Annotated in this window: 18 protein-coding genes; 5 read left to right on the top strand and 13 right to left on the bottom strand. The window is 56.0% G+C overall.

Going from position 1 to position 19,548, the window contains the following annotated elements:
• The 11 genes from hslV to regB form a co-directional block, all read right to left on the bottom strand.
• Positions 1-555: an ATP-dependent protease subunit HslV gene (gene hslV / locus ACP15U_RS09480; protein WP_425044896.1), complete on the bottom strand. Its 555-nt coding sequence runs from the start codon at positions 553-555 to the stop codon at positions 1-3.
• A 101-nt stretch (positions 556-656) separates the two neighbouring features.
• Positions 657-1,016, bottom strand: coding sequence for a Lin0512 family protein (locus tag ACP15U_RS09475; RefSeq protein WP_425044895.1), 360 nt, complete (start codon positions 1,014-1,016; stop codon positions 657-659).
• Entirely contained in the window at positions 1,013-1,378 is a 366-nt protein-coding gene (locus ACP15U_RS09470) for a Lin0512 family protein (protein ID WP_425044894.1), read from the bottom strand. The genes ACP15U_RS09475 and ACP15U_RS09470 overlap by 4 nt, the downstream gene beginning before the upstream one ends.
• Before the next feature lie 227 nt (positions 1,379-1,605).
• On the bottom strand, positions 1,606-1,926 hold the full coding sequence (gene trxA / locus ACP15U_RS09465) for a thioredoxin (protein ID WP_425044893.1): 321 nt from the start codon (positions 1,924-1,926) through the stop codon (positions 1,606-1,608).
• Between the two features lie 59 nt (positions 1,927-1,985).
• Positions 1,986-5,339, bottom strand: coding sequence for a double-strand break repair helicase AddA (gene addA / locus ACP15U_RS09460; protein ID WP_425044892.1), 3,354 nt, complete (start codon positions 5,337-5,339; stop codon positions 1,986-1,988).
• The gene (gene addB, locus ACP15U_RS09455) at positions 5,336-8,269 is read right to left on the bottom strand and encodes a double-strand break repair protein AddB (RefSeq protein ID WP_425044891.1); all 2,934 of its coding nucleotides are present in this window, start codon (positions 8,267-8,269) and stop codon (positions 5,336-5,338) included. Before addB ends, addA begins: the two co-directional genes overlap by 4 nt.
• Positions 8,262-8,951 carry a nucleotidyltransferase family protein gene (locus tag ACP15U_RS09450; RefSeq protein WP_425044890.1) on the bottom strand — a complete coding sequence of 230 codons (690 nt, stop codon included), beginning with the start codon at positions 8,949-8,951 and terminating at the stop codon, positions 8,262-8,264. Before ACP15U_RS09450 ends, addB begins: the two co-directional genes overlap by 8 nt.
• Positions 8,948-9,946: an aminoglycoside phosphotransferase family protein gene (locus tag ACP15U_RS09445; RefSeq protein ID WP_425044995.1), complete on the bottom strand. Its 999-nt coding sequence runs from the start codon at positions 9,944-9,946 to the stop codon at positions 8,948-8,950. Before ACP15U_RS09445 ends, ACP15U_RS09450 begins: the two co-directional genes overlap by 4 nt.
• Entirely contained in the window at positions 9,946-10,449 is a 504-nt protein-coding gene (gene tsaE / locus ACP15U_RS09440) for a tRNA (adenosine(37)-N6)-threonylcarbamoyltransferase complex ATPase subunit type 1 TsaE (protein ID WP_425044889.1), read from the bottom strand. The genes ACP15U_RS09445 and tsaE overlap by 1 nt, the downstream gene beginning before the upstream one ends.
• Before the next feature lie 31 nt (positions 10,450-10,480).
• Entirely contained in the window at positions 10,481-12,046 is a 1,566-nt protein-coding gene (locus ACP15U_RS09435; protein ID WP_425044888.1) for a PAS-domain containing protein, read from the bottom strand.
• Positions 12,047-12,155: 109 nt separating this feature from the next.
• Positions 12,156-13,553, bottom strand: a complete 1,398-nt coding sequence (gene regB, locus ACP15U_RS09430; RefSeq protein WP_425044887.1) for a sensor histidine kinase RegB — start codon at positions 13,551-13,553, stop codon at positions 12,156-12,158.
• Between the two features lie 91 nt (positions 13,554-13,644).
• Here regB and ACP15U_RS09425 point away from each other — a divergent pair, with 91 nt between their 5' ends.
• The 3 genes from ACP15U_RS09425 (at position 13,645) to ACP15U_RS09415 (ending at position 16,087) form a co-directional block, all read left to right on the top strand.
• Positions 13,645-14,268: an SCO family protein gene (locus ACP15U_RS09425; RefSeq protein WP_425044886.1), complete on the top strand. Its 624-nt coding sequence runs from the start codon at positions 13,645-13,647 to the stop codon at positions 14,266-14,268.
• 76 nt (positions 14,269-14,344) lie between these two features.
• A complete protein-coding gene (locus ACP15U_RS09420) occupies positions 14,345-14,899 on the top strand; it encodes an ActR/PrrA/RegA family redox response regulator transcription factor (protein ID WP_425044885.1) in 555 nt (184 codons plus the stop codon).
• 9 nt (positions 14,900-14,908) lie between these two features.
• Positions 14,909-16,087, top strand: a complete 1,179-nt coding sequence (locus ACP15U_RS09415) for a glycosyltransferase 61 family protein (protein ID WP_425044884.1) — start codon at positions 14,909-14,911, stop codon at positions 16,085-16,087.
• Between the two features lie 3 nt (positions 16,088-16,090).
• On the opposite strand, the gene ACP15U_RS09410 is transcribed toward ACP15U_RS09415, so the two are convergent.
• Positions 16,091-16,687 (bottom strand): HD domain-containing protein, encoded by a 597-nt coding sequence (locus ACP15U_RS09410; RefSeq protein ID WP_425044883.1) that lies wholly within the window; start codon positions 16,685-16,687, stop codon positions 16,091-16,093.
• Positions 16,688-16,894: 207 nt separating this feature from the next.
• On the opposite strand from ACP15U_RS09410, the gene ACP15U_RS09405 reads away from it, so the two are divergent.
• Positions 16,895-17,209 carry a hypothetical protein gene (locus tag ACP15U_RS09405; RefSeq protein ID WP_425044882.1) on the top strand — a complete coding sequence of 105 codons (315 nt, stop codon included), beginning with the start codon at positions 16,895-16,897 and terminating at the stop codon, positions 17,207-17,209.
• Positions 17,210-17,341: 132 nt separating this feature from the next.
• On the top strand, positions 17,342-18,736 hold the full coding sequence (gene ahcY, locus ACP15U_RS09400) for an adenosylhomocysteinase (RefSeq protein WP_425044881.1): 1,395 nt from the start codon (positions 17,342-17,344) through the stop codon (positions 18,734-18,736).
• A gap of 51 nt (positions 18,737-18,787) precedes the next feature.
• On the opposite strand, the gene ACP15U_RS09395 is transcribed toward ahcY, so the two are convergent.
• Positions 18,788-19,435, bottom strand: coding sequence for a DUF899 family protein (locus tag ACP15U_RS09395; protein WP_425044880.1), 648 nt, complete (start codon positions 19,433-19,435; stop codon positions 18,788-18,790).
• Positions 19,436-19,548 lie beyond the last annotated feature (113 nt).

The following is a 19,548-nucleotide window of genomic DNA, read 5'->3' as shown; positions in this document are numbered from 1 at the left end:
TTAACCAGCGATGTGCTCAACCGTCAGATTTCCGTTTGTGTAGACGCAGATATCGGCGGCAATGGCCATGGCATCGCGCGCAACCTGTTCGGCCGAGCGCTCACTGTCCATCATGCCCCGTGCCGCCGCCAATGCAAAATTCCCACCCGAACCGATGGCCGCAACGTCGTGTTCGGGTTCAAGCACGTCACCGGCCCCGGTAATCACAAACATGTCGCGCCCGTCCGAGACGATCAGCATGGCTTCGAGCTTTTGCAGATACTTGTCCGTCCGCCAGTCTTTTGCCAGTTCGACGCTGGCACGGGCCAGTTGACCTGGCGTCGCTTCCAGCTTGGTTTCAAGCCGTTCCAAAAGCGTGAATGCATCTGCAGTGGACCCGGCAAACCCGGCCACGACATCGAAACCACCCGGAGAAAGACGGCGCACCTTACGCGCGCTGCCTTTGATGACGGTTTGGCCCAATGAGACTTGCCCGTCTCCGGCGATCACAACTTCGCCGTCCTTTTTGACGCCAATGATTGTGGTGCCGTGCCAGCCAGGGAAATCCTTGCTCATGTCGTTCTCCGTTTGAGTTCCCGCCTATATGGAACGCAAGACCCCAAGGCACAAGCCTAGCTCAGTATCCGGTTGCCTGGTCCGATCAGAAACACCATGATTCACTTCAACAACCGATACTGACCCTCAAGGTCGGGTAGAAAGGCTTCGACTGCAGCGGTGGCCACGACATGATGGGCCTCCGCGTCCTGCACATCCAGACCGCCAGCGACAGCTCGTACTTCGGCCCGACCACGCGGAAGCTCCGCGGTGACTGCCTCAAGGTCAACAAGCTCTGGTTTTGCAACTCCAATTGTCACCTGCACTCGCATGACTTTGTGATCAAGGTTCAAACGGGAAAACAGCGTTATCGACGAATGATGCAATGCATCCTGCACGGCACGGCAAGCGGCCTTGGTATAGTCCTGTCCATAGAGGTCATTGCCCATACCCATTTCCAGAATGATGCGTTTTTCGTTCATTTTATCTCACTTTCCGCAATCGGCTCGATATCGAAGGATACGCTTATCGCCGCATTCGCGATAATGGTTACACCCTCAGAGTTTGGCTTTGTGATATCCAGACCGCCTTTCTTCAGATGGATCTGCGGATTGCCGTATGGAAACACCGCTTCAAGTATGCCTTGATCGACCAATTCGGGCCTTTGAACGCCAATTTCGGCGTCGATCATCATGGCATCTTTTGGAAACCCGAACAGCTCGGCCATGTTGACCGAGTTGTGCCACAGGGCATCTTTCACGGCGCGCTTTGCCGCTTCGGTGTAATCCTCACGCCGCAGGGATGTTCCCATTCCAAATTCTACAAGCACTCGTGTCTTTGCCATGTTGCCTCCGGCTCAAATTACTACCTGAAATTGCCTCGTTGCGGCGATGAGGAAAAGACACAACATTTGCAGGTGCGGTGTCATCACCAGCCAAGGAGGATTACTTTTCCGGTCGGCAAGCCGATCTCGCGGCGCCTTTCTGAATGCGGTTTGAATCGAGAACCAATTCCGAAAAAAGAAAAGGCGCCCGTCAGGGCGCCTGTCCTGGGTTCGCGAACGAACCGGGCTCAGATCGATTCGTCGATCCAGCTCTGCAATGCAGCCTTGGGTGCAGCACCTGCGCGGTTCGAAATCACTTGCCCATCCTTGAAGATGAACAGAGCCGGAATGCCACGCACACCCATTGCAGCGGCTGTGTTTGGGTTGCTGTCAACATCAACCTTGGCGATTTTCACGCGGTCGCCATATTCTGCCGCAAGCTCTTCAAGTGCGGGACCAATCTGTTTACAGGGGCCGCACCACTCTGCCCAGAAATCCACAACAACAGGGACTTCTGAGTTTTTGACTTCGCTATCGAATGTGGCGTCGGTGACGGCTACGGTGGACATGGTTTGTCTCCAAGAATTCGGGGTTCGGCTGCACAAAGTAAGAAGGGGTTTTGACATCGTCAAGAGACCCCGGCGCGGCATAGAGCTTCGGTGACGAGTTCGTGAGGCAGCATCATCAGTTTCGCCACTCTGGTCCAGAGAATTGCGGTGTAAATCTCCCGATCAGGGTAAACTTGGCTCAATGCTTGCGAATAGGCCCCCATCTGGCGCAACAATCCGTCGGGGCATTCATCAGGCCTTTCGGGGACTGTAGCGTTTGTTTTGAAGTCCACCACAAGGACGGATTCATTGGAAACAAGAAGGCGATCGATAACTCCGTGCATTCTCTGATGGCCGAGAACCGCCGTGACAGGAACTTCTGCCAAGCTCTCGGAACCGAACAGGAACCTCAGGTCAGGATTGCCCAAAACCCCCTGAACCTCGTTGAGCACAGAGGTTCTTTCAGACGTTGCGATATCTGGCAGCAGGTGATCCGTTGCAACGGTCCAATCGGTTTCGGGCAAGCCTGGCAAATGTTCCAGCAACAGATGAACTTGCGTGCCACGTTGCATGGCCGCTTCTTCATCCTGACCCAGATCTCCGGGCAAAGCTTTAGCGCCGCCAAGGTCCGATGGGCTCAAGGTAGCTGGGCTCGGCAGTTGCGCAGGCGCGGGTCGGGTGAAGACCTCGGACAGATCTGCCGGCACCTCGACTTCAGGAGAATGATCATCCAACGGCAGCGCATACCAGCCGCCATGACTGAAACGCAAAATCTCCCCCTCAGGCACAGCACCCATTGTCTGCATCGCGCCTTCGACACGCTGGTACCAGCTGTCGCCATCTTTATCGAGATCGCCTGCTGCGGCCACGATTAACCACTTTTCCGCCCTAGTCAGAGCCACATACAGTAGGCGCAATCGCTCATTCATCTGGCGATTTGCCGCCTCTGACCGGGCCTGTTGCAGAACGTCCGGCATTTGGTCCGCCGGTACTTTCCAATATCCGACACCTTTTGCTGCCATGATCTCGTCGTCTCTCGGAGGCTGCCGCTTACCGGTATCCGGAAGGATAACGATCGGAGCCTCCAGCCCTTTTGAACCGTGAACGGTCATGACGCGGATCAGGTTTCCGGCACTTCCCATCTGACGTTTGATTTCCAAATCGTCCGTTTCCATCCAAACGAGGAAACCCGTCAAACTCGGTATCTCGGTTCTTTCGTAAGCCAGTGCCTGCGATAGCAGGGCGTTGACACCGTCTTCGGCCTCTTCGCCTAGCCTTCCAAGCAAGCGCCGGCGACCATCATGGCGGGTCAAAACCCGTTCAATCAGATCATATGGGCGCAAAAAGTCGGTCTGCCCGCGCAGGTCGTCCAGAATGGCAAGCGTTTCCGGGAACTCTTCACGGCGATGCCTTAGTGCTTCCCACAGGTACCGCTCGGTCCGACGATGGGCGAGGTCAAACAGCTGCTGCTCCGACCATCCAAAAATCGGAGAGCGCAAAATTGTTGCCAAGGAAAGGCTGTCCTCTGGTGTGGCGAGAAAGCGAAGCAGTGCGGCCAGATCCTTTACAGCCAGTTCTGCGCCTACTTTCAGTCTGTCGGCCCCCGCGATCGGTAAGCCGGCTGCTTTGCAGGCACGGATGATTTCCGCGAACAGATCAGACCGCCGCTGCACAAGAATCAAAAAATCGCCGGGTCGAACAGCTCGCCGAACGAATTTCCCCGGCTCCGGACCATCCTCAGGTATTGTTTCCCCGCGAGCAATCATGTCCCTAATGTTTGCGGCAATGCGCTCGGCCAGAATGACAGTGTGGTGCCGGGTTCCGGGTCGGTCGACTGGGTCCGTCCACTCGCGGTCATCCTCTTCCTCGGCCTTTTCGACAACCGGCCACAAATCCACGCGACCTGGCAGGTCGGCCTTGAAAGCCCGGTGTTTTCCGCCTTCGGGAAAGCCGGCCTGGGCCATTCCATCAAACACATGATCCACCAATCGGAGAATTGCTTCGGATGACCGAAATGAGAACTCCAGAGTCAGATCTACCAACTGAGTTCCCGAATTCTCCAACCTGGTCCCGAAATCGCGCTGCATCCGGTCGAACGCCTCAGGATCGGCGCCCTGAAAGGAATAGATCGACTGTTTTTTGTCACCGACAACAAAAATGGTGCGCTCAGTGTTTGATCTGGCCCCTTCGCCCGAAGTGAATTCCTGCGCCAGCTTTTCGATCACGTCCCACTGGGCCGGGCTTGTGTCCTGTGCTTCGTCGACAAGAATGTGGTCGATGCCGCCATCCAGCCGGAACAAGACCCAAGCCGCAACGGCAGGATCGTTCAAAAGGCGGCGTGCCTTCAGGATCAGATCGTCAAAATCCAACCAGCCCCTGAGTTGCTTTTGTTTTTCGTATTCGGGCAGGAATACGCCGGCAAACGAGTGAAGAACCGCCGATCTTTCTGCCGCCAACAGGGCTAGCCGTCTTTCTCTTGCGGCTTCCACGCGGCGCATCAAATCCTCAAGACGAGGCATTTGTGCTAAGAGATCTCCCTCGCGGACCGCCTTTGTAGGAAATGCGCCAACCTTTGCTGTGTAAGGCTCTTTTGCTGATCTTCCTGTCAGGAAAACGCTTTCAAGAAGGGGCAGGCTGTCCAGGGCTTCTTGTGAAAATCCCGAAAGCTTTGCGGCGGCCTTGGCGTTGTTCCCGCCGCTGTTGTTCAGGGCAGGCAACAAGGACTGAATGAACTCCGCTTCCCCGCCTAGAAAAACCTGAGCAGACAGCTCGTTGCGCCCAAAGCCATTCGGCAGCCCCAGTGTTGTCGAGAGCCGCCCAAGGTCGAGAGGTTCGCGAAACAACTCCCGCTTCTGACTGAGCGTCGCCGTCAGCTTGTCGAAATCACCGTCCGACAGATGGCGCGCCACGGCTTCGACAAGGTCGGAATCAGGCCCTTCGGCCATGGCATCGACAATCTCCGCGCGCAGAAGCGTCGCCGCGCGGTCTTCCATCTCGGAAAACTGTGGGCTGACCCCAGCTTCCAGCGGAAAGCGCCGTAACAGTGCCGCACAGAACGAGTGAATTGTCTGAATTTTCAACCCACCCGGCGTTTCGATCGCTCGGGCAAACAGGGTCCGGGCATGGGACAGCTGTTCTGCGTCGATATCTCCCTCAATTCCCAGATTCAGAAGTGTCATCACCAGTTTTTCATTCGGGAGCATCGCCCAACTACCCAACCGGTGAAACAAACGGTTCTGCATTTCGCTTGCAGCCGCCTTTGTGTAAGTGAGGCAGAGAATGTGCTGAGGCTGGACGCCGCTCAGCAGAAGGCGCGCAACACGATCGGTCAGAACGCGTGTCTTGCCAGAACCGGCATTGGCCGCAAGCCATGTAGACGCGTTCGGACGGGCGGCCTGTACCTGCCGCTCGGTGGCCTCATTGCGAGCGTTCATGCCAGGTCCTCCGGTTCTGGCATCGCAGTGCGATCCCATTCGCCAAACCGGGCCAGGTGATCATAGTCTCCGCGATCGGTATCCTTGTGCAACATTCTCCGCGAAGTGAATCCCTGCTTGGGATCGAAATAGGCCGAGATCAATTGGCGAAGCTCATCCCAAACCTGTTCCGGCGATTCCGTGTCCAGTGGTGCGCTGACCTCCTTCAAGCTATTTCCAAGACCGATAAATATGGCATCGGAAACATGAGCGGGATCAATCTCGCGGAAACCGCCTTTTTCGGCCATCGCGGCCTCGATCAGCAATTGTTTGTCGAACTTTGTCTGTTGTGGGCCGCTTGGAGGAGCGCCGGTTTTGTAGTCGTAGATCTTGAGTGAGCCCCTTTCATCCCGATCGATGCGGTCAGCGACGCCGATAATACAAAAATCAAGAGGATCCACATTCAAAGAGGCTTTCCGTTCAAACGCTACCGGAATGGCTGTCTGGCGCCGCGATTGCTCACTTGCGATGAAAGCATCGGCGATCCGCTCAAGCCGAGCAAACCAAGCTATCCGGGCGGTGGGCCATGCAACTTTTTCATTCAGCAGCTGCCGCGCAGCCGAAAGAAATGAATCCCGGTTCAGCATTTCAGGAGATCTGAGACTGTCCCGAACAAATCGTTCGAGAATCTCGTGAACAACAATCCCACGCAACAGGGCGTCGGGCATCTGAACCAGCGGATCCAAAGGCCGCAATCGCAAAACATGCTTAGCATATATTGAATAGGGGTCTCGTATCAGGCGTTTGATCTCTGTCACCGACAATTTGCGTGGCCGCGAAGCCACTGGTGGCCGTGGCGACGGACGGGAGGCAGAGACCAGTTCTGGCGCCTCCTCCAGTGCCCGTGATTGTGCCAGCCAGGTTTCGCCCCTGTCCCGCATCTCGGCAAGAATTTCCGGCCCTTGTTGCTCTGGCAGCCCGCTCAAAAGGTTAGTCATGCGGTTCAACCAACGAGATGCCACGGTCTCTGCGTCGTCGGACCGGGTTGCACGGGACAGCCAGATTTCCTTTGCCCCTGCCGCGATCTGAAAATCATGAGCTGACAAGCCAATCCGCCTCTCGGGTAACAGCAATCCGGCCTTGTCGCGCATTTCCCTGTTGAGCCATGGGTCGGGACTGGCGGCTTCCGGCCAGCTTCCTTCGTTCAAACCGGCCAGAATCAGCAGATCGGCACCCTGAACCCGTGCCTCTAGAGTGCCCCAGATCATGATCCCTTCATGCGGAGCGTCGCGGTCACGGACCTCTTCGGTTGACAGCAGAGCACCCACCAGGTCGGAGAAATCACGCGCCGACATAGTTCCACCGAACGCGGCTTCTTCGGCCAGATGCGTCATCAGGGCCTGCGCCTTCTGGCCCGCGTTCTTCTCCCACAAGCTCCCGCTGCCCAAAGCAATGCTCCCGGCGGCGATCCGTTCAGAAAGCCGAACAAGGTCGTCTACCCAATCTGCCAACGGACGGTCCGAGAGTGCCTCTTGCCCGTGAAAGCACGCGGTCAACCACTCCAACCAGTGATGCGGAATCTTTTCATGACGAACCGCAAAAGCTTGGAAACTGTTTGAATCAGGATGTGGCGGACCATTGCGGCGCAGGTCCAGTTCCAGATCTCTGGTCAGCCGAAGGTGCTCGCCGCGTTCGCCTCCGTCATGGCAAAGCGGATGTTTCAACAGTGTTAGCAACGCATCGCTGCTTAGTGGGCTGGAAAACAGTCCGGCCACGTGCCGCAGCAATCGGCCCGGCGGCGACAATTGCAATGGTAGGCCCGCGCTGTCATCGGGAACGATATTCCAACGATCCAATGCGGCGGCAACCTGCCGGGTCAGCATTCTGTCCGGCGTGATCAGGGCGGCCTTCTGACCGTCTTCGGCGGCTTGTCTCAAGCGCAGTGCGATCGCCAAAGCCTCGGATCTGGGTGACGGAGCCTCCAGAAGCGTCACGTTTCGGGTGGCTTCTGACAGTCCGGTCAACGCCGGGCCTTCGCGCAACCATGCGTCGGTCACGGGTGCAGGACGCAATGCAAGGGAGACCAACCGATTTCTATCAGGGCAGGGCGCCGGATTATCCGCCCACAACGTAACGTCTGCAGGCCGTATTCCCAGCCGGGTCATCAGCTTATGAAACCTGTATTGCGGATGATCTTCGGACAGCAGTGCCTTATCGAGTTGGCCCCAGACGTCTTCCGGTTGATCAAAGTCGAATCCCGGCAAAATGACCGCGCCTTGTGGCAGGTTTGCCACAGCCTCCATCAGCATCATCGTGGTGCCCCGTGACCCGGTCGAACCGGCAAGGATTACCGGGTGTTCAGGAGGTAAAGATCGCCAACGATCGACAAGCATCCCCACCAGTTTGCGTTGTCTGGCCTGAACGTCCAGCGCCCCACCTTCCACTTCGATGAAGTTCTCGGCGATTCCAATAAAGGCCTGCGCCCGCGCCCAATGCCCGGACATGTCAGATACATCCAGGGCTCGGACTGCTTCGGGTGAAACGCCTTCGCCCTGCATTTCGTCAATCAGTGTCGCAAGGCTGTCAGCAAGATCGTAGATCGAAGCCCGAGCTGCCAGATCCGGCTGCTGATCCAGAAGCTTCGAGATGAGCTGTGTGAGCTCCAGACGCCTGCGCAATGGCGGAACAGCCTGCGGTAACCGGGCAGCCTCCCGATGTCGGGTGAGATCGGTCAGCAGGGAGATCCGCGGCAACAGACATGCCGGGCCGGCATCGAACAAATCGCGCACCCTGCGCGCCATTCTGCGTGTGTTGACGATCAGCTCGACTCTGGCCATGTCCTCGGGTGGTCTATGCTGAAGGCGGGCTCTGAGGCCGGACACCAATGCCCGGGGAAAGTCGACACCCGGCGAGAGAGCAAAGACACGCGATGAAGAGGAAGGATCAAACATGGCGACTCAGCATGTTTTCTGCGAGCGCGATTCCACCGGGGTGTCCTACGTCGCACCAAGTCCCGGGGTAAGACAGGCCAAATAGGCGGCCTTCCTGATGCATGTCGTTCCAGACCCTATTAAGGGAAAATGCTTTGTCCGGGACGTTAAGCAGGCGTTCGGTACGGATGATTTGAACGCCGCCATAGACCATCTCGCCACCTCGGGTCAGCCGACCCGATTGATCAATCCTGAAATCGCCGCCGCCGCTCCGCCCAACTGTTCGCTCCAATGGAATACAGGTCAAAAGCGCATCCATCTTGTCGGGGTCCCACGCTGCACGCAATGCGACAAGCGGGTTTGGTCCGGCCCAAACAGCATCCGTATTCACGGTCAGAACCGGCCCGTCACCGAGCATTGGCAGAGCCTGACGCAAGCCGCCACCGGTATCGAGAATATCAGGAGATTCAAGCGAAAGGGCTACACCTTTCGGCTCAAGATGGTCGACAAGCGGTTGGGGCAGATAGTGCAGATTGGCGACAGTCACTCGGGGCGATATCGCCGACACAAGATCAAGCGCATGGTCGATAAGGGGTTTGCCTGCCACCTTGATCATGGGCTTGGGCAGGGAATCCGTGAGGGGCTTCATTCGTGTGCCAAAACCTGCGGCGAACAACATGACCGCGTCAGGTGTATCCCTCATCCCCTCAACCTCCGAAGCACATCTTCGGTGGGCTGCGGAAGTTCAGCGAGCAACAGGTCAGCGATCGGTGCCATGACAGGATGTTCCAGACCCCGAACGAGGTGCCCCCAAACTCTGGGGATCAGATCGACATAGTCAGGCTTGCCATATTCAAGAGACAACCGTGCAAAAACACCGAGGATTCTCAGATTGCGTTGTACGCCCAGAACTGCGTAGGCGGTCAGGAACTCATGCTCATCGGCCCCGCTTGCCCGAATATAGTGGGCGGTCATTCCCAACTCTACCGGCGCCGACACATCTCGACGCGCATCCTGAAGAAGCGACACTAGATCATAGGCCGGATGACCGGACATAGCGTCCTGATAGTCAAGCAGGCCGACACGTGCCACACCCTCCCGATTTGGCAGCCAGATCAGGTTTTCCGCATGGTAGTCCCTTTGTATCAGAACCTGCTTTCCTCGGACGGATTGCACGAGAATGTCTTCGAACCGGTTCTGGAAGCGAGTGAGATTATCTGGTTCCACTGGCCCAACCGCGTCCGCATACTTCGTATAAGCAAGGCTCGCCAGATCTGTCATTAGGGTTGGATTGTAGCTTTCCAGTCTGGGCGCTGGATTTGCGTGCAGATGAAGCAGTACGTCTGTGGCGGCCTGATAAAGGAGCGGTTCAAGGGAGGAATCTCGCTCGATGACTCGCGCAAACAGATCATCTCCAAGATCTTCGATCAACAGGAATCCCGCTTCAGGATCCTGCCCAAAGATTTCCGGCGCGCTCAAGCCGGCATTGCGCAAATGTTCGGTGATATCGATGAATGGCTGCACATCTTCGCCCTTTTCTGGGTTCGCATCCATAAGCACCGCGCTTCCGCCGCCATCCGGCAGGGTCAACCGTTCATACTTTCGGTTTGATGCGTCACCGGCAAGCGGTGTTCGCCGAGCACTGCGCCAGCCGCAGGCGGAAATCAGGGCTTGGGCGCGCTGGGCGCGGGAATCAATCATGGGGTTCTGCTCATCTCAGCGTCTTTTTTGGCTAGTTTACTAAGGACAATCGCCCAATGTGGATTGTTTGTCCGAAGCGAAATTTCGCGGGTGTCGGGGTCATCACCGCCCTGCGTAAAGGAGATTGTAAGCGCATCCTCGGGCGCCAGGTTGCCAAGTCGGTCGGGCCATTCAACGAGACAAATGGCCTCCTCAAAAGCTTCTATTAGGCCCAATTCCTCGATTTCAGTCACCGAAGACAGCCGATAGAGATCGGCATGCCAAAGCTCTCCAGCCCGGGTTTCATAGGTCTGAACCAGTGTGAATGTCGGCGAGGGAACGTCTTCGGGTTCATCCAGAAGCGATTGGATCAGACTTCGCGCAAGATGTGTTTTTCCTGCCCCGATTTGGCCCTCGAGCAGAATGCAATCTCCCGGTCGCAGCAATTGCCCAAGACGGTTGGCAAATTCTGCCATAGCCTGAGGTGAGCGGATGGAAAGGGTCGCACGGTGTAAGGTCATGGCGCAACAATGACGGTGCGCCGACCCGGCTTCAAGCGGGTTCCGAGCCGATTGCCGCCAGTGTTTCTGTTCCAAGAGGCTTTGGGTCTCTGGAACAGCTTGTTCGAAAGCAGATCATGGTTGCGCCGTTTTGGATTGGAGAGACTTCACAGATCAACTCTTTGCCCGATCGAAGATTTACACTTGCCCACCATTCCGCACGGTTTTCCCGACACGCCATGAAATCCCGAATGTCCCCCCAAACCGGTGTGGCGTGGCTCAATCCTTGCCAGGTTCGGGTTGCATCAAGAATTGTTGTTTGAGAGAAACACAGGTCGGGATCGACGTTCCACAAGTCACGATACGCTCGGTTCGAAAAAGCAAGCGACCCATCGGCAACAAATACGCAGATTGCGTCATCGAGCCGGTCCAAGACGGCGTGGCCAAGCTCCAGCTCGGAGCGGAAGCGTCGGGTCAGCGTTATCTCGGCTGTTATGTCTTCGAACAGGAACGCTATGGCTCCGTCCGGATGTGGTCGTCCACTGACCGAATAGACTGAACCGGACGGCAATGACCATGTCTCCTGATACTTTCCGTCGGCCGCAGCTTCGACCAACTCGGCCATCTGTTGCCGCCAGCCGCCGTAATTCTTGGGTTCCAGCATCATGTTCTGATCGCGCAACCTGTCAAAGAAACTCAGCAGATCGGGGCGCGCACTTAGGAACTCGGCAGGAAGCGATGTGAGATCAACCAGCGCTGGATTAAACAGAGCCAACTGACGGTTACGATCAAAAATCGCCAGTCCGATGGAAAGCTGCGCAAACGTTTTCGCCAGCGTCTGAACGAAATTGCGTTGCGCCGTTTCAGCATCAACTACGGCATTGGCGTCAACCGCGTAAAACAAGCGCCCATTTTCCTGATCAACAACAGTTGCTTCGTACCAGAGCCTGATCTCTTGATCCCTCACCGGGACGGATATCCTTGATCTGCGGCCTGCATCTGAAATGCTAGATAGACCTGCAAACATGTCAGCCGGTTGTTCCGCGGGATCGCGACCTGCTTTCCGCGCCAGCTCTGCATAGGCTTCATTTTTCCAGACCAGATTTCCCTCTGTGTCAGTTCGCCAAATCGGATAGGGTGCCAGATCCAGTGCCAGATCATTGACATCCGGCACGATCGCAAGCCGGGATTGATCTGAGTCATGCCGCCCGAAATCGGAGTGCAACGTTACCCTGATCATGCCATCCAGACGCTCGCAGCACACGTATTGAACTGGGGCATCCGAAGCTATGTCTGTCAGGATCAGATCCTTTGATCCCGGAACGGAACTGGGGGATTCTGGAAAATCCAAAAACTGCTCTGAAAGCTTTTTGTGCAATTGAGACCATTCGAAAAGGCCGGGTTCCGCACCAAAGAGACTGCGCGCGCGATCTGATGCATCAAGCAACCTCTCGTCTTCAAACAGTAAAACCGCTCTGGACATCGGCTCGGGTCGCAACAGTTTCTGTCTGAGACCGCTACCCCGTTTTCGAGGGTAGAGCAGCCAAACCGCAGTGATCGCTGCTGCGGCGCAAATGGAAGCCAAGATGGCCCAGTCGATCAGAGTGGTACTTTGCAATTCGGTCGCCCGGCTACGGAATAACGCGTCCCCAAGGGCCAGATGAGCAGACAGAGCTTAACGAATCCTTAATGACCGATTTGTGAGGTTGGCAGTCTGCCGCGTTTCATCAGGTGGGAATCTGTTGATTGCGGCCTACTGGAATGACGTTTTCGCCGATCTGGGCGTCAATCTGTTCCCTCGGCCATACGACCTGAACCACCGCGCCGCGCCGTTCGGACCGGTTGGATATGGTTTGATACGGGTCCGATCCATTGGCAAAGCTCAGTTCCGCGCCGCTGCGCTCAAGCAATGTCTTGGCGATGAAGAGACCCAAACCCATCCCTTCGTACTCCGGTCGCGCTTTGCGGTCGCCTTCAGCCCGACGGCGGCGAACAAACGGGTCTCCGATCCGCCCGATCATTTGAGGTGGGTATCCCCGGCCATCATCAAGGATTCGCACAAGGATCTGATCATCAGTCCAGTGGGATTCGACCCAGACATTGGCGCGTGCAAAGTCTACGGCGTTCTGAATCAAGTTGCGCAGGCCGTGAATAACTTCTGGTTTTCGAAGAATCGATGGTTGCTGAAAGTCTCCGCCCTCGTCCGGACCCTCTTCGAAGTGAACTGTCTTGCCGCGATGAATATGTGGTTCGGCCGCTTCGTGCACGACAGTACTGAGGGGGGCCTTCCGCAGATGCAGGTCGTCCTTTCCGGCGCGCCCCATGTCACGCAGAATATCGCGACACCGATCTGCCTGCTCTCGGATCAGCTGGGCGTCTTCTTTAAGCGAAGGTCGGTCGTTGAGATCTTCGATCAGTTCGGAACTGGCCAGCTTGATCGTGGCAAGTGGGGTTCCCAACTCGTGCGCAGCAGCGGCCACAACTCCGCCAAGATCTGTCAATTTTTGTTCCCGGGCCAGAGCCATATGCGTCGCAGTCAGTGCAGACGACATTGATCTCATCTCCGAGCTGATCCGGTAAGAATAGGCACCAAGGAAGGCGATGGCGATAATGATTGCGGCCCAGTTCCCGAACACAAAAACATCCGGAATTCGCAGGACGAATCCCTGCTCGGTTCTTAATGGAAAGTGGAATTCTGCCAGAAGAGTCACAAGAATGATGGCCGTCGCCCCGATGATTACGGTCGAACGAAGCCCCATGACATTTGCCGAAATCGTAACCGGCCCAAGCAGAAGCAGGGCAAACGGATTGTGCAGACCGCCGGTCAGATACAGCAGAAACGCAAGCTGAAGAAGGTCGAACAGAACCATCAGAAAATTCTCGTATTCCGAAAGTCGTTTGTTTTCGGGAAATACGAAGGTCGCCACGAGATTTCCGATGACGGATATTCCGACGGCGAGGTAGCACAGACCAAGCTCGAGCTGCAGATGGTACATCTGCTGTGCAACGGTGATTGCGGCGATCTGCCCGGCGATGGCAACCCAGCGCAGCAGGATCATCGTTCGCAGACGGATCCAGCTGGTGTTTTCGTTATTTTGCCAAAGGGTGGAGTTGGATTCTTCCATCAGGTGTTTATGTCCTGTTGCAACGGCCGCCTTCTTTGATAGGAGTCGCGCTCGGAACGTTCAACTACTCTCATCACGATCGAGCCCTAACATGACACGTCTTTTTGCGATTGTCGCAGCCTTGGCAATGGGTGCCCTTATCGGGGGCGTCTGGTTCATTACGCGTTCGGGCGGCGATGGAGGAGATCAGTTCGCGCAATGTCGCGCCTCGCAGGTGGCAGGTGGCAGCGGCCAGATCGGAGGGCCGTTCGAGCTTGTGAACTCCGAGGGAGAGACCGTGACCGACAAGGATGTGATCACCGCTCCGGCGCTGATCTATTTTGGTTACACTTACTGCCCCGACATTTGCCCATTCGATGCGGCGAGGAACGCAGAAACCGTTGATATTCTTGAAAGCCGTGGTCAGATCGTGACTCCGGTGTTTATCTCCATCGATCCAAAGCGGGACACGCCCGAAGTGGTTGGAGACTATGTGAGCTATTTGCATGAACGGATGATCGGCCTGACCGGATCGGATGAGCAGGTCAAAGCCGCCAGCAAAGCCTACAAGACCTACTACAAAGCTCAGCCTGCCGATGATGAAAACTACTTGGTGGATCACTCTACCTTTTCATACTTGGTTTTACCGGAACACGGATTTGTAGAATTCTTCCGTCGCGATGTGACGCCTGAGCAAATGGCAGATAAGATCGGTTGTTTCCTCGACCGGATGTGAACCGAAGGACATTTGACCTTTGGGAACGCCCTGTTAATACTCGGCTGGACTGAAGACAGCCTTTGAAAGTGAGCGTATGGCCGAACCCAAGCTGCAAGAAATCGGGCCGGACAAGACCCTGTTGTTGGTTGATGACGATGAGCCGTTTTTGCGAAGATTGGCTAAGGCCATGGAAAAGCGGGGGTTTGAGGTCGAAACAGCTGCTTCGGTCGCAGCTGGGCGGGCTATCGCTACGGCGCGTCCACCCGCATATGCTGTCGTCGACCTTCGGCTAGAGGACGGGAATGGTTTGGATGTTGTCGAGGTTTTGCGCGACAAACGCCCTGACAGCCGGGTTGTCGTTCTGACCGGCTACGGCGCAATTGCGACCGCCGTAGCAGCGGTAAAGATCGGGGCAACCGACTACCTGTCTAAACCCGCCGATGCGACGGATATCACCAACGCGCTTCTGGCAATGCCGGACGAACTGCCTCCACCTCCTGAGAATCCGATGAGCGCTGACCGTGTGCGTTGGGAGCACATCCAGCGCGTATATGAACTGTGCGATCGAAATGTCAGCGAAACCGCGCGACGGCTGAACATGCACAGGCGAACTCTGCAACGAATTCTGGCCAAGCGCAGCCCGCGCTAATCGAGTCAGATGTCCGAACCTTCGTTCGACCCGAACACCCCGCCCAATCCCGGCGGCGGGTGGTCGGAGCAGATAACCTATCTACGTGATGCTGTCGCTGTTCCGGCGTCCAAGGGCGCCTTTATCCAGCCTGCCGGTATTCTTGGCAATGATGGCCAGTATCGACCCGAAGGGGCTCTTTGGCGCAAGTTTCGTTGCCTGACAACACGACCTGAAACACCGCCCCATGTTCACGAACGCCTGCCGGGTCGGTGGCTTTGGGGCGGCGCTCTCTCCAGTGATCTGGAACTCTTTTTGCTCGAAGGCACAGCGAGGCTTTGGGCATTGGAGCACCTGGGAGAACCTGTCCGCGGTGTTCTGTACATCCCGAAACGTCCTCGGACTGGGAGCCATACTACAGGATATCAGCAAGATACCGTGAACCTCTTTGCTCCGGGATTGGAAATCCGCGTCGCCACCTCACCGGTGCAGGTGGAAGAACTGGTCGTGCCCGGGCAGGGCTTTGGGCATGGAGACATAATCCGGGGAACCGGCAAGTTCCGAGCAGCGATCCAGAACAGATTTGCGCGCGATATTTCCCCTGACGGCCCAGACAAACTCTATGTTCAGGCGCCCCGTGCAGACAGGCGGTATTTGGGCGAAGAACATCTGGAGGATCTGCTCAGCCTGCAAGGCTACCAGTCGTTTCGACCTGACACGCGCGACGTTACTACCCAAATTGCGCGCTACAAGGCCGCGGCGGAGATTGTCGTAGCTGAAAGCACCGCTGTGCATCTAATGGCCATGGTCAGCCGCCCGGATCAACGTGTGGCTATACTGAAGTCCCATAAGTCTCGAAAAATAGGGTCTAAATACGCGCATCTTAGACATTTTGGCGGCCTCAAGCCGATCAATATCGACCCAATAGGCCGGGAATGGTTCAGGTCAGGGTTGCCGACCGCACAAACGATTGGAGAAATTGACCACAACAAGGTTGGGTCGGTGCTCTCAGAGGAAGGTTTCATACCCCCTGACACGAACTGGCCGGGATTGACCGATGCTGAGAGAAAAGAGGCTTTTGACGCATACCCTGGCCGAGAGGCGGGGGAGTTTGTCGAAACACCGCTAAGCATTCGGCGGAGAATTCGTTTGTTGCGCCGTCGACGCCGCGCAAAGCGCGCGGCGTTGCAAACTTTGAGGGAGGACTGAAAGCTAACCGATTTCCGTTAGCAAGGTCGCATGTCTTGCGGTGAACGCCGACCGAACTTCGATCGGGGGACGTAGATGGATATCCAGCCCTCCAAGAACGCTGTAGTCTGGCTGCCCGAAGAACTTTGACGCCTCTGCTTCGGAAAAACCGGCAATGCGTGTGGCCTCCATCCAGGCGCTGATCCGGTCAGCTTTCTTGATCTGCCGCTTGATGCTCACCGGAATTGCAGCGGGCAGGCCGAACCGAATGTGAATGGCCGAAGTCAACCTCACATCAAGCTCGCCATATCCTGGTCCAACCGCAGCTTTGACCGGAGAGATCATGTCGCCAATGACGTATTCCGGCGCGTCGTGAAGCAACGCGGCCAGCCGCCATTTCGCCGGCGCCTTGGGATTCAGTCGTCCAAACAGCTCTTCTACAAGTAGGGAATGCTCCGCAACAGAATAGGCAAAATCCCCCTTGGTCTGACCGTTCCATCGGGCAACAAATGCGAGACCATGTGCGATGTCCTCGATTTCGATATCCACCGGAGTAGGGTCAAGCAGATCAAGCCGGCGTCCGGATAACATCCGCTGCCATGCTCTTGGTTGTGTTGCCATAATACCACTTCCATTTCCGCGTGCCACGCTTTTGCCACATTTCCGGCGCACCATTTTCATTATCCGATCACGAAGCGCCACGGGTTTTTGATGGCGAGTACCTTTGAAACGCGGCTTTGCGATCACGATATATACTGACGAGGGGGGCGTACCACTCCTCCCGGTGCGTCCCTCTCAGATCGAAACCTGTAACGAAAGGAGCTTGTCATGTTCAAGCGATTGTTGGGACTCGCCCTGACCTTCGGCATGGCCGCCACGGCACCGCCCGTCTTCGCTGCTTCCTGCGCCACGCGGGACAGTTTGGTTGAGCAATTAGAGAAAAAATATTCTGAAACCCTTACCGTGGGCGGACTGCAGCAAACGACCAGTTCGCAATCCGTGGTTGAGGTCTGGTCCTCCGAGAAAACGGGCACATTTACCGTCCTTTTGACACGGCCCAATGGGATCAGTTGCGTTGTCGCTGCCGGAACCGATTTTTTTAAGGCCAAGGCAGTGCCGATCTCAGACGAAATCGAGAGCTGATCGTTCCTTCTAGGCCAGCGAGTACAGATCCGGACCTTGTTGCTTTTGCGGCGAAGAATCCTATCTCCGTTGCCAGCCCCGACTTTGAGTGTTAGGGGCATCGCGGAGATATTTACCGGAATGGAGCGAGCTATGGCCGGGGACTACATCGTTAAGGACATTGCGCTGGCCGAGTATGGCCGCAAAGAACTGGATATTGCCGAAACCGAGATGCCGGGTCTGATGTCCCTGCGGGCCGAGTATGGCGACAGCAAACCGCTAAAGGGCGCCCGGATTGCAGGTTCGTTGCACATGACGATCCAGACTGCAGTTCTGATCGAAACACTTGTCGCTCTCGGTGCCGATGTGCGCTGGGCATCCTGCAACATTTTTTCCACCCAAGACCACGCAGCTGCTGCGATTGCTGCGACCGGAACTCCGGTGTTCGCCATCAAAGGCGAAACACTGGAAGAGTATTGGGATTATGCGGACCGGATCTTCCACTTCGAAGAAGGCGGCTGCAACATGATCCTCGACGATGGTGGAGATGCGACCCTGTACATCCTGATGGGTGCACGCGTTGAAGAGGGCGAAACCGATCTGATCGAGAACCCGCAAAGCGAAGAAGAAGTCGCCTTGTTTGCACAGATCAAGAAACGCCTTGCGGAAACCCCCGGTTGGTTTGTCAAGCAACGCCACATGATCCAAGGCGTGACCGAAGAGACGACAACCGGTGTGCACCGTCTTTATCAGATGATGGAAAAGGGCCACTTGCCGTTCCCTGCCATCAACGTGAATGACAGTGTCACCAAGTCGAAATTCGACAACAAATATGGCTGCAAAGAGTCTCTGGTCGACGGGATCCGACGTGCGACCGACACCATGATGGCCGGAAAGGTCGCCGTGGTTTGCGGTTACGGTGATGTCGGCAAAGGATCAGCAGCCAGCCTGCGTGGTGCCGGCGCCCGCGTGAAGGTTACCGAAGTTGATCCGATCTGTGCACTTCAGGCCGCAATGGATGGATTCGAGGTGACCACCCTGGAGGACGAATGCCCGACGGCAGACATCTTCATCACTACGACCGGCAACAAGGATGTAATCCGCATCGAGCACATGCGCGAGATGAAGGATATGGCCATCGTCGGCAACATTGGGCATTTCGACAACGAGATACAGGTTGCCAACCTGAAGAACCACAAGTGGACTAACATCAAGGATCAGGTGGACATGATTGAGTTGCCTTCGGGCAACCGCATGATCCTGCTGTCCGAAGGTCGCCTGCTGAACCTCGGTAATGCTACTGGCCATCCGTCCTTTGTGATGTCGGCGTCGTTCACCAATCAGACGCTGGCTCAGATCGAGCTGTGGACTCGCGGTGATGAATACGACAACGAAGTCTACGTGCTGCCAAAGCATCTCGACGAGAAAGTCGCGCGCCTGCATCTGAATCGAATTGGTGTGAAGCTGACCGAGCTCAGCCAGGACCAAGCGGACTACATCGGTGTTAAGACGGACGGTCCGTTCAAGCCCGAGCACTACCGCTACTGACCCTTTTTGCAGAACTTTGAAAACGCCGTGGGAAAACTCCCGCGGCGTTTTCTATTTTGTGGACGGGAGATGATCCCCGCGCCCTTGGGGCGTCACGTCAAGTATGTTCCAGAGCGGCCACATCTGATCGAGATGCCGAGGGTGCCATGGTGAGTCTGCAAAAAACAACTCGGATCCCCAGAAATGGTGAACTCTGTCATTCTTTCGAACGAATACGTTCATAATCGGCAGTTGAGCCCCGTCTTCTGTCTCGGCCAGATAGTCGCGCTGGTAAGTCGTGCTGGCAGCAGAGTACAAATCTACGCCCGTCCAGTTCCGACTTGTCTTTAGGTCACGCAGATTCTCGGTGTTCGAATTGGCGACGACGGCAATCGAAAGTCCTTTTGGGAGGTTCCGGGTTTGCGGTGACAAGCCGTCGAGAAACCCACAGCACATCGGGCAGGGGGCCTCGGCGTTTTCGCTATACATGAGCGAATAGATCAACAGGGTATCACTATTACCGAATAGATCGACGAAGCTGATGCGCCGCCCATCCAATGCCGCAAACACATAATCACCAGTGACTTCTCCTCCTTCAGGCAAGGATCTGCGAAGTGCAGCAACCCTTTCAACTTGCCCTCGTAAGGCGATCTCTTCTGCCAGAAGCTTGTTGCGAGCTGATCTGTAGGATTCACTTTCATTCGGGAACGACGCATGCATGTTGGCCTCCTAATTTAACTATCATGTTAAATAAAGATTTTGGAAATTTCAACCATTCATAGAACGGAAGGACAGTTTATGGGGAGTTTCCGGGTATTTTCCCTTTGTATTGG

The organism is Primorskyibacter sp. S87 (assembly GCF_049801055.1).
Taxonomy (GTDB): Bacteria; Pseudomonadota; Alphaproteobacteria; order Rhodobacterales; family Rhodobacteraceae; genus JBNAGF01.
Note: the sequence above shows the minus strand (reverse complement) of the source record. Positions and strands in the feature narration are given on the sequence as shown.

Coding starts and splice junctions, on each gene's coding strand:
- ACP15U_RS09470 (WP_425044894.1), bottom strand. CDS start 1,378: ATGGCAAAGACACGAGTGCTTGTAGAATTTGGAATGGGAACATCCCTG.
- trxA (WP_425044893.1), bottom strand. CDS start 1,926: ATGTCCACCGTAGCCGTCACCGACGCCACATTCGATAGCGAAGTCAAA.
- hslV (WP_425044896.1), bottom strand. CDS start 555: ATGAGCAAGGATTTCCCTGGCTGGCACGGCACCACAATCATTGGCGTC.
- addB (WP_425044891.1), bottom strand. CDS start 8,269: ATGTTTGATCCTTCCTCTTCATCGCGTGTCTTTGCTCTCTCGCCGGGT.
- regB (WP_425044887.1), bottom strand. CDS start 13,553: ATGGAAGAATCCAACTCCACCCTTTGGCAAAATAACGAAAACACCAGC.
- ACP15U_RS09410 (WP_425044883.1), bottom strand. CDS start 16,687: ATGGCAACACAACCAAGAGCATGGCAGCGGATGTTATCCGGACGCCGG.
- ahcY (WP_425044881.1), top strand. CDS start 17,342: ATGGCCGGGGACTACATCGTTAAGGACATTGCGCTGGCCGAGTATGGC.
- addA (WP_425044892.1), bottom strand. CDS start 5,339: ATGAACGCTCGCAATGAGGCCACCGAGCGGCAGGTACAGGCCGCCCGT.
- ACP15U_RS09395 (WP_425044880.1), bottom strand. CDS start 19,435: ATGCATGCGTCGTTCCCGAATGAAAGTGAATCCTACAGATCAGCTCGC.
- ACP15U_RS09450 (WP_425044890.1), bottom strand. CDS start 8,951: ATGAGGGATACACCTGACGCGGTCATGTTGTTCGCCGCAGGTTTTGGC.
- ACP15U_RS09425 (WP_425044886.1), top strand. CDS start 13,645: ATGACACGTCTTTTTGCGATTGTCGCAGCCTTGGCAATGGGTGCCCTT.
- ACP15U_RS09420 (WP_425044885.1), top strand. CDS start 14,345: ATGGCCGAACCCAAGCTGCAAGAAATCGGGCCGGACAAGACCCTGTTG.
- ACP15U_RS09415 (WP_425044884.1), top strand. CDS start 14,909: ATGTCCGAACCTTCGTTCGACCCGAACACCCCGCCCAATCCCGGCGGC.
- ACP15U_RS09475 (WP_425044895.1), bottom strand. CDS start 1,016: ATGAACGAAAAACGCATCATTCTGGAAATGGGTATGGGCAATGACCTC.
- tsaE (WP_425044889.1), bottom strand. CDS start 10,449: ATGACCTTACACCGTGCGACCCTTTCCATCCGCTCACCTCAGGCTATG.
- ACP15U_RS09405 (WP_425044882.1), top strand. CDS start 16,895: ATGTTCAAGCGATTGTTGGGACTCGCCCTGACCTTCGGCATGGCCGCC.